Origin of the sequence: Micromonospora citrea, assembly GCF_900090315.1 — a bacterium.
Classification (GTDB): domain Bacteria; phylum Actinomycetota; class Actinomycetes; order Mycobacteriales; family Micromonosporaceae; genus Micromonospora; species Micromonospora citrea.
This window is the reverse complement of the sequence record NZ_FMHZ01000002.1, coordinates 3,959,223-3,972,938: the sequence shown is the minus strand read 5'-3', so window position 1 is coordinate 3,972,938 and position 13,716 is coordinate 3,959,223. Positions and strand designations below refer to the sequence as shown.

General features: G+C 74.2%; 13 protein-coding genes. 4 read left to right on the top strand and 9 right to left on the bottom strand.

The features are described 5' to 3' along the window. Positions 1-189: 189 nt before the first annotated feature. The 4 genes from GA0070606_RS18175 to GA0070606_RS18160 all read right to left on the bottom strand — a co-directional run bounded on the left by GA0070606_RS18175 (position 190) and on the right by GA0070606_RS18160 (position 5,405). Positions 190-1,599 carry a class II fumarate hydratase gene (locus GA0070606_RS18175; protein ID WP_176737356.1) on the bottom strand — a complete coding sequence of 470 codons (1,410 nt, stop codon included), beginning with the start codon at positions 1,597-1,599 and terminating at the stop codon, positions 190-192. 44 nt (positions 1,600-1,643) lie between these two features. Beyond that, positions 1,644-3,311, bottom strand: coding sequence for a fumarate hydratase (locus GA0070606_RS18170; RefSeq protein ID WP_091101676.1), 1,668 nt, complete (start codon positions 3,309-3,311; stop codon positions 1,644-1,646). A gap of 67 nt (positions 3,312-3,378) precedes the next feature. Next, positions 3,379-4,800, bottom strand: coding sequence for an outer membrane protein assembly factor BamB family protein (locus GA0070606_RS18165; protein WP_091101672.1), 1,422 nt, complete (start codon positions 4,798-4,800; stop codon positions 3,379-3,381). A gap of 116 nt (positions 4,801-4,916) precedes the next feature. Beyond that, the gene (locus GA0070606_RS18160) at positions 4,917-5,405 is read right to left on the bottom strand and encodes an Lrp/AsnC family transcriptional regulator (protein WP_091101669.1); all 489 of its coding nucleotides are present in this window, start codon (positions 5,403-5,405) and stop codon (positions 4,917-4,919) included. A 149-nt stretch (positions 5,406-5,554) separates the two neighbouring features. On the opposite strand from GA0070606_RS18160, the gene hppD reads away from it, so the two are divergent. Genes hppD through hisC form a run of 4 tightly spaced genes read left to right on the top strand, consistent with a single transcriptional unit; the run spans position 5,555 to position 9,558 of the window. Further along, on the top strand, positions 5,555-6,760 hold the full coding sequence (gene hppD / locus GA0070606_RS18155; RefSeq protein ID WP_091101665.1) for a 4-hydroxyphenylpyruvate dioxygenase: 1,206 nt from the start codon (positions 5,555-5,557) through the stop codon (positions 6,758-6,760). 11 nt (positions 6,761-6,771) lie between these two features. Next, complete coding sequence (locus tag GA0070606_RS33730) at positions 6,772-7,497, top strand: RDD family protein (RefSeq protein ID WP_091101662.1); 726 nt, start codon at positions 6,772-6,774, stop codon at positions 7,495-7,497. Between the two features lie 22 nt (positions 7,498-7,519). Then, positions 7,520-8,458 (top strand): RDD family protein, encoded by a 939-nt coding sequence (locus GA0070606_RS18145; RefSeq protein WP_091101644.1) that lies wholly within the window; start codon positions 7,520-7,522, stop codon positions 8,456-8,458. Continuing rightward, positions 8,455-9,558: a histidinol-phosphate transaminase gene (hisC, locus tag GA0070606_RS18140; protein ID WP_091101641.1), complete on the top strand. Its 1,104-nt coding sequence runs from the start codon at positions 8,455-8,457 to the stop codon at positions 9,556-9,558. Before GA0070606_RS18145 ends, hisC begins: the two co-directional genes overlap by 4 nt. A gap of 127 nt (positions 9,559-9,685) precedes the next feature. Here the strand turns inward: hisC and GA0070606_RS32595 are convergent, their stop codons facing one another. The 5 genes from GA0070606_RS32595 to fahA all read right to left on the bottom strand — a co-directional run bounded on the left by GA0070606_RS32595 (position 9,686) and on the right by fahA (position 13,666). Next, entirely contained in the window at positions 9,686-9,841 is a 156-nt protein-coding gene (locus GA0070606_RS32595) for a hypothetical protein (RefSeq protein ID WP_176737355.1), read from the bottom strand. Between the two features lie 56 nt (positions 9,842-9,897). Continuing rightward, complete coding sequence (locus tag GA0070606_RS18135) at positions 9,898-11,187, bottom strand: outer membrane protein assembly factor BamB family protein (RefSeq protein WP_091101637.1); 1,290 nt, start codon at positions 11,185-11,187, stop codon at positions 9,898-9,900. Positions 11,188-11,480: 293 nt separating this feature from the next. Continuing rightward, a complete protein-coding gene (locus GA0070606_RS18130; RefSeq protein ID WP_091101632.1) occupies positions 11,481-11,954 on the bottom strand; it encodes an SRPBCC family protein in 474 nt (157 codons plus the stop codon). Between the two features lie 104 nt (positions 11,955-12,058). After that, the gene (locus tag GA0070606_RS18125) at positions 12,059-12,268 is read right to left on the bottom strand and encodes a DUF397 domain-containing protein (protein ID WP_091101629.1); all 210 of its coding nucleotides are present in this window, start codon (positions 12,266-12,268) and stop codon (positions 12,059-12,061) included. A 198-nt stretch (positions 12,269-12,466) separates the two neighbouring features. After that, a complete protein-coding gene (fahA, locus tag GA0070606_RS18120) occupies positions 12,467-13,666 on the bottom strand; it encodes a fumarylacetoacetase (protein WP_091101626.1) in 1,200 nt (399 codons plus the stop codon). Between the last annotated feature and the right edge of the window lie 50 nt (positions 13,667-13,716).

The window sequence follows — 13,716 nt, the reverse complement described above, 5'->3', positions numbered from 1 at the left end:
GCGTCGGACTCCTCGACGATCCCGCCGGACGCCGTCGTGATCGCCCTGCTCACGGCCCTCTCCGGACGCACGACAGGGCCGGACCGGTGCAGGCAGGATCGACAGCACCTCCCCTCGCTTCCTTGCGGGCGAGGGGAGCATCGACCCGGACCAAGGCCGGACGGCCCGGGCGAGGCGGGGCGGGACGACTCAGGGGTGGGTCATCCGGAGCAGGTCGAGCGCCTCGTCGAGCTGGGTCTCGGTCAGCTTGCCCGAGTCGACGTGCCCCCGGGAGATGACCACCTCGCGGATCGAGACCTGCCTGGCCAGCGCCTCCTTCGCGATCGAGGCGGCCTCGTCGTATCCCAGGTGGCGGTTGAGGGGGGTGACGATCGACGGCGAGCCCTCCGCGTACGCCAGGCAGACCTCGGCGTCCGCGACCAGGCCGACCACGAGGCGGTCGGCGAAGAGCCGGCTCGACGCGGCGAGCAGCCGGATCGACTCCAGCAGGTTGCGGCCCATCACGGGCAACATGACGTTCAGCTCGAAGTCGCCCTGCGAGCCGGCGAAGCCGACGGCGGCGTCGTTGCCGATCACCTGGGCGCACACCTGCCGCATCGCCTCGGCGACCACCGGGTTGACCTTGCCCGGCATGATCGACGAGCCGGGCTGGAGATCCGGAATGCGCAGCTCACGCAGGCCCGCGCGCGGGCCCGAGCCCATCCAACGGATGTCGTTGGCGATCTTGTAGAGGCCGACGGCGACGGTGCGTAGCTGCCCCGAGGTCTCGACCAGGGCGTCCCGGGCCCCCTGCGCCTCGAAGTGGTTGCGCGCCTCGGTCAGCGGCAGCCCGGTCGAGCCCCGCAGCTTCTCGATGACCTTCGCGGCGAAACCGAGCGGGGTGTTGATGCCCGTGCCCACGGCCGTGCCGCCCAGCGGCAGCTCGGCGAGCCGGGGCAGCGCGCCCTCCAGCCGCTCGATGCCGTAGCGGACCTGGGCGGCGTACCCGCCGAACTCCTGCCCGAGGGTCACCGGGGTGGCGTCCATCAGGTGCGTACGCCCGGCCTTGACCACCGTCTCGAACTCCGCCGCCTTGCCCTCCAGCGCCTCCGCCAGGTGGGCCAGCGCGGGCAGCAGGTCCCGCGCCACGGCCTCCGTGGCCGCCAGGTGGATCGACGACGGGAAGACGTCGTTGCTGGACTGCGAGGCGTTCACGTCGTCGTTCGGGTGCACGTCCCGGCCCAGCTCGCGGCTGGCCAGGGTGGCGATGACCTCGTTGGTGTTCATGTTCGACGACGTGCCGGAGCCGGTCTGGAACACGTCGATCGGGAACTGGTCGTCGTAGCCGCCGTCCGCCACGTGCGCCGCCGCGGCGGCGATGGCCGCGGCCACGTTCGCGTCGATCACGCCCAGCTCGCCGTTGACCTCGGCCGCCGCCCCCTTGATCTGGGCCAGCGCCCGGATCTGGGCCGGCTCGATCCCCCGGCCCGAGATCGGGAAGTTCTGCACCGCGCGCTGCGTCTGGGCGCGCCACAGCGCCTCGGCGGGCACCTCCACCTCGCCCATCGAGTCGCGTTCGATCCGGTAGCCCGTCGCCTCAGGAGTCGTCACGCCTACCATCCTGCCGCGCCGCGCGGCGGCCTGCAGATGATCGCGTGGTCCGATCAGCGGCGGCCGACGGTCAGCACCGGCTTGGTGACCTCGGCGAAGAAGTCGTTGCCCTTGTCGTCGACCACGATGAAGGCCGGGAAGTCCTCCACCTCGATCTTCCAGACGGCCTCCATGCCCAGCTCCGGGTATTCCAGGACCTCGACGTGCTTGATGCAGTCCTGCGCGAGCCGGGCGGCCGGGCCGCCGATCGAGCCGAGGTAGAAGCCGCCGTGCTGCTGGCAGGAGCGGGTGACCTGGGCGGACCGGTTGCCCTTGGCGAGCATGACCTGCGAGCCGCCGGCGGCCTGGAACTTCTCCACGTAGGCGTCCATCCGGCCGGCGGTCGTCGGGCCGAACGAGCCGGACGCGTAGCCCTCTGGGGTCTTCGCGGGGCCGGCGTAGTAGACGGCGTGGTCGCGCAGATACTGCGGCATCGGCTCGCCGGCGTCCAGCCGCTCGGCGATCTTGGCGTGGGCGATGTCGCGGGCCACCACGAGCGGGCCGGTCAGCGACAGCCGGGTCTTCACCGGGTACTTCGACAGCTCGGCGCGGATCTCGTCCATGGGCCGGTTGAGGTCGACCTTGACGACCGTCTCGGCGTCCAGCGTCTCGTCGGTGACGTCCGGCAGGAAGCGCGCCGGGTCGGTCTCGAGCCGCTCCAGCCACACGCCCGACGGGGTGATCTTGGCGACGGCCTGCCGGTCGGCCGAGCACGAGACGGCGATCGCCACCGGGCAGGAGGCGCCGTGCCGGGGCAGCCGGACCACCCGCACGTCGTGGCAGAAGTAGCGCCCGCCGAACTGCGCGCCGATGCCGAAGTTGCGGGTCAGCTCCAGCACCTGCGCCTCCAGCTCCAGGTCGCGGAAGCCGTGCGCGGTCATCGAACCGGAGGTGGGCAGCGCGTCCAGGTATTTGGCGCTGGCGTACTTGGCGGTCTTCAGGGCGTACTCGGCGGAGGTGCCGCCGATGACGATGGCCAGGTGGTAGGGCGGGCAGGCCGAGGTGCCGATCAGCCGCAGCTTCTCCTCCAGGAACTGCATCATCCGCGTCGGGTTCAGCAGGGCCTTGGTCTCCTGGTAGAGGTAGGACTTGTTGGCCGAGCCGCCGCCCTTGGCCATGAAGAGGAACTTGTAGGCGTCGGGGTGGCCGTCCGGGTCCTCCGCGTAGAGCTCGACCTGCGCCGGCAGGTTGCTGCCGGTGTTGCGCTCCTCCCACATCGTCAGCGGGGCGAGCTGCGAGTAGCGCAGGTTGAGCCGGGTGTAGGCCTGGTAGACGCCGCGGGAGACCGCCTCGGCGTCGCTGCCGTCGGTGAGCACGTGCCGGCCGCGCTTGCCCATCACGATGGCGGTGCCCGTGTCCTGACACATGGGCAGGACGCCGCCGGCGGCGATGTTGGCGTTGCGCAGCAGGTCGAGCGCGACGAAGCGATCGTTCGGCGAGGCCGCCGGGTCGTCGATGATCGACCGCAGCTGGGCCAGGTGCGCGGGGCGCAGGAAGTGCGCGATGTCGTGCATCGCCTCGGCGGTCAGGGCGGTGAGCGCCGTCGGCTCCACGGTGAGGAACCGGCGACCCCCCGGACCGTTGACGACGTCGACGCCCTCGTCGGTGACCAGGCGGTATTCCGTCTGGTCGGGACCGGTCGGCAGCAAGGGAGCGTACGAGAACGCGGCGGCACTGCTCATGAGCGGAAAGCCTAGGGCAGAAGGGTCGATCAGTGTCACCCGCCGGGTGGGTCCTGGGACGACGCTCTCACCCGGGGCAGAGTTCCCGCTTCGGGCCGCAGCTGTCCTGCGGCCCGGGCACCCCGCCCGTGCCGGCGGGACCGGGGACGCCGCCGTCGCCCGGGGGCGCCGGGCCCACGGCCGCGCCGCCGAAGCGGACGTACCCGATCTCCCGCCCCTCGCCGATGATCATGCCTCTCGGACCCACCGCGAGGGCGTTCGCCGCCGTCCGCAGGCTCGCCAGCTCCGCGCCGGTGCGCGGGTCGAGCGCCACCAGCCGGGACGGCTTCTCGTCGGCGAGCACGGCCGCGTACGGGGTGAGCGCGGCGCCCGCCTTCGCCCCGGCGGGACGGCTCCACCGCACCCGCCCGGCGCCCAGCTCGTGGCTGACCACCGCCCGCTTGTCGGCCACGCGGACCAGGGCGTAGCGGTCGTCGACGGCGAGCAGCCGTTCTCCGGCGGCGGTGGTGAGCAGCAGCCGCCCGTCGTACCCGTCGAGGACCGCCTCGCGGGCGTCCGGGGCGACGCCGATCAGCACGTTCCGCGCGCCCTGCGGATCCTCCCGCTGCACGCAGCCGGCGTTGTCGGCGGTACGCAGGTTGATCCCCGCCCGCTGCCAGGTCTCCTGGCCGGTCGCCGGGTCACGGCCGGAGATGGCGAAGTAGCAGGTGCCATCCTGGGACCGGGCGGTGATCCGCAGCAGCCGGCCGCCGACCACCGACAGCCGCTCGTCCCGGCCCGGCTCGACGTTCTGCAGCACGCGCCCCGTGGCGGTGTCGAGCACGTGCACCCGGCCGTCGATGGGAAACCCGAGCAGCGGCGGCACGGCCTCCGGCCCCGCCACCTCCTCGTCGATCCGGACGGCGTCGAGCCGGCGGGTGCCGAGCAGCCCCGGGTTGTCGCCGAGCAGCCCGCTGCGCACCCCCGGCACGAAGGCCGTCCAGAGCGGTGCGGTGCCGCGCGGCTCCCACGCGCTGATCGTGCAGTCGGTGGCGTCGACGCAGCGGGCGTCGAGCAGCAGGTTGCGGTAGGTCCACACGGCCACCGCGTCGCCGTCGCGCCGCCGCGTGGCGCCCGTGGTCGGGTCGAGCACCTCGTAACCCTTGACCAGGAGCTTGCCCACGACGACGACCGCGTCCCGGTCGCCCCCGGAAACGGCGGACCAGTCGGCCTTGCGCTCCCACAGCTGGGTGCCGGTGGCCAGGCTGCGCGCCTCCACCCGGGTGCGCTGCTCGACCACGACGGTGTCGCCGGCGATGGTGACGCTGCGCGGGGTGCCGCCGACCCGCTGCTGCCAGACCACGTCCGGCTCGGAGATCGGCTCGCTGCGGTCGACCCAGTCCCACAGGCCGGGGAACGGGTTCCACACCCCGGTCGCGGCGAGGACGACGACCACGACGAGCGCGAGCAGCAGCCCGCCACGCCATCCGAGGCCGCCCGCCTTCGCCACACGGACACGGTAGCGACGAGCACCACGCTCCCGCGGTCCCGCGCCGCCGTGTCGCCGCCCTTTCTCCGCGCGGGCATCGGCGGGGAAGGGGCCCGGTCCCGTGACGGGGCGCTCCGCTACCCGCGGGCGGCGGACCGCACGAGCGGCAGGGTGCGGTACGGGATCTGCTCGGCGAGGGCGATGATCGTCGAGGCCCGGCGGATGCCCTCGTACGAGACGATCTGGTCGATCACCCGCTGGAGGTCGGTGTTCGAGCGGGCCACGATCCGGCAGAGCAGGTCGCTGGAGCCGGTGATGGTGTGCGCCTCCAGCACCTCGGGGATGGCGCCCAGGTGAGCGGCGACCCGGTCGTGCCCGTGCCGCTGGCTGATCTCCAGCGTGACGAAGCTGGTCACCCCGAACCCGATCGCCGCCGGGGAGATCTCGGGGCCGAACCCGCCGACGACGCCCCGCTCCACCAGCTTGTCGAGCCGGGCCTGCACGGTGCCGCGGGCGACCCCCAGGCGCCGGGAGCACTCCAGCACCCCGATCCGCGGCTCCTCGGCGAGCAACTCGATCAGCCGCGCGTCGAGGACGTCGAGCTGTACAGCCTGACCAGCATTCATGGCTGAACACCCTACTGAATGCGCAACCTGACCAGCCCAGACGCCGACAGTTGCCCAGTGCGCCGGGTCACCGCGATCCTCGCCACAGAAGTCCCGCACACGACCACGGCGGCGGCCACGAGGCCGACCGGTACTTGAGGGAGACCGCGATGACCCAGGCGATCGACCGACCCCAGGCGAACGACGAAGTCGACGTCGACGCGCTCGTCGGTGCCGTCGACCACGACATCAGCCGCGACCCGTTCCCCGTCAAGGGCCTCGACCACGTGCACTTCCTGGTGGGCAACGCCAAGCAGGCGGCGCACTACTACTCCACCGCGTTCGGCATGACCTGCGTGGCGTACCGGGGGCCGGAGCAGGGCTACCGCGACCACGCCCAGTACGTGCTGACCAGCGGGTCGGCCCGCTTCGTGCTCACCGGCGCGGTCCGCCCGGACGCCCCGGGCGCCGAGCACGTGACCAGGCACAGCGACGGCGTCTCCGACATCGCGCTGGAGGTCCCGGACGTCGACGCCGCGTACGCGCACGCCGTCGCGCAGGGCGCGACCGGCCTGACCGAGCCGCACGACGTCAGCGACGAGCACGGCACCGTACGGATGGCGGCCATCGCCGCGTACGGCGACACGGCGCACACCCTCGTCGACCGCTCCCGCTACACCGGCCCGTTCCTGCCCGGCTTCGTGGCGCGCGGGCCGATCGTGGACCGGCAGCCGATGATCGACGCCGGCCTCCAGCCGAAGCGCTTCTTCCAGGCCGTCGACCACGTGGTCGGCAACGTGGAGCTGGGCCGGATGGACGAGTGGGTCGAGTTCTACAAGCGCGTCATGGGCTTCTCGAACATGGCCGAGTTCATCGGCGACGACATCGCCACCGACTACTCGGCGCTGATGAGCAAGGTCGTCGCCAACGGCACCCGCAAGGTGAAGTTCCCGCTCAACGAGCCGGCCGTCGCGCGCAAGAAGTCGCAGATCGACGAGTACCTGGAGTTCTACCAGGGCCCGGGCGCCCAGCACATCGCCGTGGCCACCAACGACATCCTGGCCAGCGTCGACGCGATGCGCGCCGCCGGCGTCGAGTTCCTGGACACCCCGGACTCGTACTACGACGACCCGGAGCTGCGCGCCCGGATCGGTCAGGTGCGGGTGCCGATCGAGGAGCTGAAGGCCCGCAAGATCCTGGTTGACCGGGACGAGGACGGCTACCTGCTCCAGATCTTCACCAAGCCGGTGCAGGACCGCCCGACCGTCTTCTTCGAGCTGATCGAGCGGCACGGCTCGCTCGGCTTCGGCAAGGGCAACTTCAAGGCGCTCTTCGAGGCCATCGAGCGTGAGCAGGAGAAGCGCGGCAACCTGTAACACTGTCGAGCGTGACGCAACCTCCGTCGTACCCGACGCCGCCGGCCGGTGGGCACCCGCCCGCCGCCGGCGGCTTCGCGCCGCCCTCCGCTCCGACCAGCCAGGGGTACGCGGCGCCGCCGCAGTACGCCCCGCCCGGGCACCCGCCGCCGGGCTGGGTTCCGCCGCCACCGGGCTGGGCCGGGCCGCCCCGGCCGGCCGTTCCGACGCGCGCGCCCGGGGGTCAGCCGCTCGCCGGGTTCGGCGACCGGCTGCTGGCCGCGCTGATCGACGGGGCACTGAGCATGCTGGTGGCGATGGTCCTCTTCCTGCCGGCGTTCATGCTCTTCTTCTGGAACATGATGGACGACCTGACCCGGACCAACCCGGACGGCACGCTGGTCGAGCCCGACCCCGGCTCGCTCCTGACGGACTTCCTCCTGCCGATCCTGCTGCTCGAACTGGGCCTGATGGTGGTGCTGCTCGGGCTCTACTGGCTCTACCACGTGGAATACATGAAGCGCACCGGGCAGACCTTCGGCAAGAAGGTGATGAAGCTGCGGGTGGTGCCGCTCGACCCGGAGCGCACGCTGGACCGGCGGATGGCCGGCAGGCGGTACGCCGTGCAGTACCTCGCGGCCGGCCTCCTGCCCGGCCTCAGCTACCTCGACGGGCTCTGGCAACTGTGGGACAAGCCCTGGCAGCAGTGCCTCCACGACAAGTTCGCCGGCACCGTCGTCGTTAAGGTGTCTGCGTGAGCGAGCGCAGCGAGGCCAGGCCGTGAGCGTCGACCCGGGCTGGTACGTCGACCCGGCCGATCCGGACACCCGGCGTTACTGGGACGGCGAGGGCTGGATCGGCGCGCCGATCCCCGTCGACGCCACCCCGCCCGAGGGGCCGCCGCCGGCCGAGCCGCCGCCCGCGCCCACCCCGCCCACGCCCACCCCGCCCGCGGCCCCCGCGCCGGCCACGCCGACGGCCGGGCAACCCCACCCCGGGCAACCCCACCCCGGGTGGCCGCAGCCCGGCCAGCCCCACCCCGGGCAGCCGTCGGGGGCCCCCGGCCGCCCGCAGGGCCCGCCGCCCGGCTGGCCCGCCGGGGGCTGGGCCGGCCGGCCGCCGGAGCCCCGCCCGCACGGGCTGCCGCTGGCCGGCTTCGGCGCCCGGCTCGTCGCCCGACTGATCGACTTCGCCGTCGTCTTCGCGCTGAACGCCGTCGTCAACGGCTGGTTCGTGTGGCGGCTCATCGAGGAGGTCACCCCGTACTGGCGGGAGGTGTTCCGGCGGGCGATGGCCGGCGACACCTCCACCGAGGGGCTGCCGCAGCCCAGCGAGCAGGCCGGCGGCCTCCAGGTCGTCATCCTGCTGATCGCCACGGCGCTGTGGCTCGCGTACGAGGTGCCGACGATGGCCTCGGGCGGGCAGACCTTCGGCAAGCGGCTGGTGGGCGTCAAGGTGCTGCCGACGAGCGCCGACGAGCCCCTCGGCTTCGGCCGCGCGCTGCGCCGGTGGAACACCCTCGGCCTGCCCACCCTGCTCTGGTACTGCTGCGGCCTCGGCCTGCTGCTCCAACTCGTCGACGCGCTCTCCCCGCTCTTCGACCACCCGCTGCGTCAGGCCCTGCACGACAAGCGGGCGCAGACCGTGGTGGTCCAGCTTCCCCGCACCCGGCGGACCACCCCGGACGACCGCACCGACCCCTCGGGAGACACCCCATGACCGACACCGGACGCCACCAGCCGGCGCTGCGGCTGACCCGCGCCGACCTCGACGCGCTGCCCAACTACGTGCCCGGCCGCAGCCCGGCCGACCTGGCCCGCGAGCTCGGGCTCCCCGAGGCGATCAAGCTCGCCAGCAACGAGGTCCCGTACGGCCCGCTGCCCGGCGTGGTGGAGGCCGTCGCCGAGGCCGTCGCCGGGGTGCACCGCTACCCGGACATGGGCGTGGTCGCGCTGCGCGAGGCGCTGGCCGAGCGGTACGGCGTGGACGCCGACCGGATCGCCACGGGCTGCGGCTCCGTCGCGCTGGCCGAGCACCTCGTCCGGGCCACCTGCCTGCCCGGCGACGAGCTGCTCTACTCGTGGCGCTCCTTCGAGGCGTACCCGATCATCGCGGCGACCAGCGGCGCGACCAGCGTGCGGGTGCCCAACGACGCCGGGCACGGGCACGACCTGGCGGCGATGGCCGCGGCGGTGACCGACCGGACCCGGATGATCCTGGTCTGCAACCCGAACAACCCCACCGGCACCTCCGTACGCCGGGCCGAGCTGGACCGGTTCCTCGACGCGGTCGGCGAGGACGTGCTCGTGGTGATCGACGAGGCCTACCGGGAGTTCGTGACCGACCCCGAGGTGCCGGACGGCCTCACCTACCTCGACCGGCCGAACGTGGTCGTGCTGCGCACGCTCTCCAAGGCCTGGGGCCTGGCCGGCCTGCGGATCGGCTTCCTGGTCGCCCAGCCGGCGGTGGCGGCGGCCGTACGCAAGGTCGTCACGCCGTTCTCCACCAGCATGGCGGCGCAGGCGGGCGCGCTCGCCGCGCTCGCCCAGGCCGACGAGGTCGAGCGGCGGTGCGCCCTCGTCGTCGCCGAGCGCGACCGGGTGACCGAGGCGCTGCGCAAGCTCGTCCCCGACGTGCCGACCAGCCAGGCCAACTTCGTCTGGCTGCCGCTGGGCGACCGGGCGGTGGAGTTCGGCAAGGCGTGCGAGGCCCGGGGTGTGATCGTCCGGCCGTTCCCCGGCGACGGGGTCCGGGTCACCATCGGCACCCCGGCCGAGAACGACGCCTTCCTCGCCGCCGCCGAGGCCGCCCTGGCCTGAGGTCGGGTGCCGGTCCGGTCCGCCATCCCCTCGCGGACCGGACCGGCCGCCTCAACCGACCGTCGCCGGCTGCCGGACCCGACGGACGATCCGTCGGGTCGGTCGGCGTGCTCCGGCCCCGGTCCCGTCAGCCGGTCCGGGTGCCGCCGGTGAGCCCCGCGCCGGCCCCGGCAAGGCCCTCGGTCGGGGCGGGCCGGAGCGTCCGGTGGGACGGCGCGGCGTCGGCCGGCGACGCGGTGACGAGGATCAGGATCGCGCCCAACAGGGCTGCCAGGAGACGCACAGTGGGACTATAAGTAACTTATGTCCGATTTGCGAGCATCTCGACGAGTCGGCGTTTCAGGTCGCGGCCAGGATCACCGGCTCCGAGGTCAGGTAGTAGCGCTGGTCGTCGCCGGTCGGGTCGACCGGCTTGCGCAGGCGCTCGACGGCCACGAACCCGCCCGCCGCGTACGCCGCGCCGGGCGCCCAGCCGATCCCGTCGGAGCCCGCGTTGAGCGCGAAGAAGGACCGCTGCGCGCCCGTGGCCGGGTCCAGCGTCACCAGGTCGTTCGTCTCCGTCAACAGGTGCACCCGGTCGGGCTGGACGGCGAGCAGCCGCGCCCCCGGCAGGTCGGGACGGCGCCACAGCTCCGCGCCCGTACGCGCCGAGCGGCCGACCGGCACCCCGTCGACCACCGCCACGGCCGTCCCGCCGACGAGTTCGGCGTCCGGCCGGTCCAGGGCCGGCGCGGCGACCGGCTCACCGGCACCGAGCAGCCAGCCCCGGCCCGCGTCGTCGCCCGGCGCGGCCGTCCGCAGGCCGGTGCACCCGGTCCGGCCGTTTCCGCAGCCCACGGGGGTCGCCACCAGTCGGTCGCCGGCACCGGGCGGCCGCCAGCGGAGGCCCACCTCGCCGGTCACGGCGTCGCGGAACTCCACCACCGCCGGTCCCGCGCAGGAGTCGACGGTCATGAACCGGCCCTCGCCGGTCGTGCCGACGACGACTCGGCAGCCGCCGGCCCGGTCTGAGCCGTCGCCGGGCGGCACCGACAGGGTCGTGTCCGACCGCCACAGCTCACGGCCGTCGGCCAAATCCACGGCACGCAGCCACTGCGCCCCGGCCGCCGCCACGACCTGCCGACCGTCGGGTGCCCGGGCGACGAACAGCCCTCGGGGCTCCCAGACCGTGGCCGCCCCGGTGCGCCGGACCGCGCGGTCGCCGGCCGGCTCCGGCCCGTCCGCGTCCCAGGCCACCCGGCCGGTACGCGCGTCCAGCGCCACCAGCCGCCCGTCCGACCATCGGGTGACCACCGTCGTCCCGCTCGCCACCACCGAGTCCAGTTCCGCCGGCCACCGCCGGTACGACCAGTAGGGCGTGGTCCGGTGCCGGCCGTCGACCGGCCGGTCCGCGTAGACCTGACGGTGGGCGGCGTAGACCCGCAGCCGGCCGTCCACGATCAGCGGAGCGACCGGGAGCCGGCCCACGACGCCGGGGGCGGGATCGGCGGCCGGCGGGTACGCCCCGCGCGCGGGCGTGCTGACCTCGGCGGGGGCGAGCACCCGGTAGACCGTCGCGGCGACGGCGACGGCGGCGATCAGCGCCGCGACCGCCACCACGATCCGCCGCCGGCCCTTCGGGAACCCCATGCGCACCTCCGCCCGGCACCCTACCCAGCGGGGCCGCACGGAGCCCTGTCAGGCCCTCGGGCCGCCCCGGCGCTGCCGTCGGCTCCGTTTCGACCGGGCTCGGCGTCGCACCCTCAGGCACCGCCCGGGCGGCGGCCGTCTCGGCAGACCCGGCCCCCCTGCGCCACGACGACGACGGGCACCGCGAAGTCGCGCCTCCGGCCCGCCCGGGCGGCGGCCGTCTCGGCTGACCCGGCGTCGCGCCTCCGGCCCGCCCGGCGGTGGCCGTCGCGGCCGGGGCTCGGTGTCGCGCCTCAGGCCGCCTCGGCGGTGCCGGTGACGGCTGCGGCGGCCAGGTCGGCGAGGTCCTGTCGCAGCGCGCGCTCGACCGCGCGGGCGGCCAGCCCGCCGAAGAGCAGCGCGACCACCCGCCCGTAGGGTGCGGTCGGCACCGACTCCTGCTCGACGGTGACGGCCGTGCAGCCGCGGCGACGCCGCTCGACGGGGCGCAACGTCCAGGTGATCCGGTAGTCCACCCCGGCGCCGCGAGAGGCGAGCACCAGCCGCCGGGGCGCCTCGGCCTCGACGACGACGAACTCCTCGACCAGCGCGGTGCCGTCGGGCTGGGACCGGGTCTCCCGCCAGGCGGTGCCCGGACCGAAGCCGCCGGGGGTGAGCACCTCCACCGGGCCGGTGGAGCGCCGGGTGCGGGCGGTCAGGTCGGTCAGCAGCCGCCAGAGGTCGGCGTCGTGCGCCTCCACGAACTCCGTGACCGCCACCGTCGACATGCCACCTCCCGTGGCGTCGACGGTACGCCGGGTGAGCGCCCGTCGGGGCCCCCGGAGCGGAATTTCCACCGCCCGGAGGCCCCGAATCGTGGGCCGTGCCCCGGTCAGCGGCCGAACTGACCGGCCCGGATCGCGCCGACGAAGGCCGCCCAGCCCGGCGGGCTGACCGCCAGCGTGGGGCCCGCCTGGTCCTTGGAGTCGCGTACGCCCACCACGCCGAGGACGTCGACCAGGTTGTCCGCCACCTCCACACAGAGACCCTGGTCGTTGGAGCGGCTGCTGGTGCGCCAGACCGCACCCGGCAGATCGTTCATCGTCGTCACCCTTCCTGTCGTCGGGACGCCGGCCGACGACCGGGACCGACGCCGGAAAGGGGGCGTCCGGCTCGGTCCCGGCGCGGCTGGCGACGGAATCCGCGACGATCAACGGGGCAACGACGGACCCCGGTCGCACCATCTGTGCGACCGGGGTCCGTCGCGTACGAACGGTCCGGCGGGACCCGACGGGCGGCGTCAGCGCGCGGGGCGGATCGTCCCCGTCACCTCGCCCAGGGCGATGGTGGTGCCGTCCGGCCCGGGCGCGGTGGCGGTGATCGTCACCGTGTCGCCGTCCTCCAGGAACGTGCGGGTCTCGCCCCCGGCGAACTTCACCGGCTCGGACCCGCCCCAGGTGAGCTCCAGGAACGAGCCGACCTGCCCCCGCTCCGGCCCGGAGACGGTGCCCGAGGCGTAGAGGTCGCCGGTGCGCAGCGACGCGCCGTTGACGGTGAGGTGGGCCAGCTGCTGGGCCGGGGTCCAGTACATGGTGGCGAACGGCGGCTCGCTGACCCGCTCGCCGTTCCACTCCACCGACAGGCGCAGGTCCAGCCCGAGGTGCGGCACGTCGCGCAGGTAGTCGGCGACCGGGGGGTCCTGCTCGGGCGCGGGGACGAAGGCGTCGCCGAGCGCGTCCAGCGGGGTCACCCAGGCGGACACCGACGTCGCGAAGGACTTGCCCAGGAACGGGCCGAGCGGCTGGTACTCCCACGCCTGGATGTCCCGCGCCGACCAGTCGTTGACCAGCACCACGCCGAACACGTGGTCGGCGAAGTCGTCGACCACGACGCGGTCGCCCAGCGCGCTGGGCACGCCGACCACGAAGCCGACCTCCGCCTCGATGTCGAGGCGTACGGACGGGCCGGTCACCGGACCCTGCGGGGTGGCCCGCTGCCCGCTGGGCCGCACCACGGGGGTGCCGGAGACGACCACCGTGCCGGCGCGGCCGTGGTAGCCGATCGGCAGGTGCTTCCAGTTGGGCAGCAGCGGCGGCTGGCCGGGGCGGAAGATCTGCCCGACGTTGGCCGCGTGGTGCTCGGACGAGTAGAAGTCGACGTAGTCGGCGACCTCGAACGGCAACTGCATCCGCGCCTCGGCCAGCGGCACCAGCAGCGGCTCCACCGCCGGCCGGTGGGCGGCGTCGGTGAGCAGCTCGGTCACCCGCTGCCGCACCGCCGTCCACTGCGGACGGCCGAGGGCCATGAAGTCGTTCAGGGTGGGCCGGCCCAGCGCTCCGGCGGCCAGCACCAGGCCGGCCGCCTCCGCGCCGCCCAGGTCGAGCACGAAGTCCGCGATGCGTACGCCGACCCGCGGCTCGCCCTCGGCGTGGCGGAAGACCCCGTACGGCAGGTTGGTCACCCCGTACGGCGAACCGTCGGCACCCGTCACCCAGCTCATGCCTGCCCTCCGTCGCGTTCCGCGCCGCCCCGGGGCGCCACCGGCCCGCG

What these genes read in the sequence shown, in the direction of transcription:
- GA0070606_RS18175 (WP_176737356.1), bottom strand. Translation starts at nt 1,599, where the DNA reads ATGGTAGGCGTGACGACTCCTGAGGCGACGGGCTACCGGATCGAACGC.
- GA0070606_RS18170 (WP_091101676.1), bottom strand. Translation starts at nt 3,311, where the DNA reads ATGAGCAGTGCCGCCGCGTTCTCGTACGCTCCCTTGCTGCCGACCGGT.
- GA0070606_RS18160 (WP_091101669.1), bottom strand. Translation starts at nt 5,405, where the DNA reads ATGAATGCTGGTCAGGCTGTACAGCTCGACGTCCTCGACGCGCGGCTG.
- hppD (WP_091101665.1), top strand. Translation starts at nt 5,555, where the DNA reads ATGACCCAGGCGATCGACCGACCCCAGGCGAACGACGAAGTCGACGTC.
- hisC (WP_091101641.1), top strand. Translation starts at nt 8,455, where the DNA reads ATGACCGACACCGGACGCCACCAGCCGGCGCTGCGGCTGACCCGCGCC.
- GA0070606_RS18135 (WP_091101637.1), bottom strand. Translation starts at nt 11,187, where the DNA reads ATGGGGTTCCCGAAGGGCCGGCGGCGGATCGTGGTGGCGGTCGCGGCG.
- GA0070606_RS18130 (WP_091101632.1), bottom strand. Translation starts at nt 11,954, where the DNA reads ATGTCGACGGTGGCGGTCACGGAGTTCGTGGAGGCGCACGACGCCGAC.
- GA0070606_RS18125 (WP_091101629.1), bottom strand. Translation starts at nt 12,268, where the DNA reads ATGAACGATCTGCCGGGTGCGGTCTGGCGCACCAGCAGCCGCTCCAAC.
- fahA (WP_091101626.1), bottom strand. Translation starts at nt 13,666, where the DNA reads ATGAGCTGGGTGACGGGTGCCGACGGTTCGCCGTACGGGGTGACCAAC.